3 protein-coding genes are annotated in these 685 nt (G+C 31.7%); all 3 read left to right on the forward strand.

The features are described from left to right. Positions 1-181 precede the first annotated feature (181 nt). From AC1DJR_RS32485 to AC1DJR_RS32495, 3 genes are read left to right on the forward strand one after another with little or no spacing between them, the layout of a single operon-like run. A complete protein-coding gene (locus AC1DJR_RS32485) occupies positions 182-322 on the forward strand; it encodes a YrzI family small protein (protein WP_000156202.1) in 141 nt (46 codons plus the stop codon). A gap of 27 nt (positions 323-349) precedes the next feature. Continuing rightward, entirely contained in the window at positions 350-493 is a 144-nt protein-coding gene (locus tag AC1DJR_RS32490; protein ID WP_000142704.1) for a YrzI family small protein, read from the forward strand. 27 nt (positions 494-520) lie between these two features. Continuing rightward, a complete protein-coding gene (locus tag AC1DJR_RS32495; protein WP_000668987.1) occupies positions 521-664 on the forward strand; it encodes a YrzI family small protein in 144 nt (47 codons plus the stop codon). The last annotated feature ends 21 nt before the right edge of the window (positions 665-685 follow it).

Genomic DNA, 685 nt, shown 5'->3' on the forward strand with positions numbered 1-685 from the left:
CCCTAAYGGAGAATTGAAAATCGTACTTTATTTCTATTAATTCATAAATTCGCCACAGGAGGTCGTATACTTTCCTGTGGCTTTTTCACGCCCAGCCATAGGAAAACGATATCTTCCTGTGGCTTTTTCGTGCGATTTTTTAGTCTCATACATTATTTTTTAAAGAAAGGAGCAACATTCGATGACTATTAGCGTATTGTTTTTAAGTATTACGATTCAAAGAAATACACTTTCCAAAGCTGAAATTCTTCATAATGAGCAAATTACAAAAGCTATGAATGATGTTAAGGAGCGCCAAGTGCTTTATTGCGATCACCTGTAATTCCTTTTCGAAAGGAGGAATTCGTCCATGACTTTTCATATTTTCTTTTTTACGACAGCACTTCAGAAAAAAACGTTATCTGAAGCTGAAATCTTTCGTAAACAACAATTAAAACAAACTATGGATAAAATAACGGACATTAAAAGTTCGTATTATACACAAATGTATTAAAATTTTTTTTAAAGGGGCAATATCCTAATGAAATTCAAAGCTTTCTTTTTAACTATCACCATTCAAAAACGTAAATCTTCAAAAGCTGAAATCTTACGTGAACAACAAATTAAAATTATTATGGACGAAGTAAAAGAGCGTCAGTCCTCTTATTACAATCGCCTTTACTAAATAAATTATAAAGGGGTAATT

The organism is Bacillus sp. 05T31, assembly GCF_056396725.1.

Bases quoted from the DNA above. Each gene is read 5' to 3' on its own strand.
- AC1DJR_RS32490 (WP_000142704.1), top strand. From the start codon at position 350: ATGACTTTTCATATTTTCTTTTTTACGACAGCACTTCAGAAAAAAACG.
- AC1DJR_RS32485 (WP_000156202.1), top strand. From the start codon at position 182: ATGACTATTAGCGTATTGTTTTTAAGTATTACGATTCAAAGAAATACA.
- AC1DJR_RS32495 (WP_000668987.1), top strand. From the start codon at position 521: ATGAAATTCAAAGCTTTCTTTTTAACTATCACCATTCAAAAACGTAAA.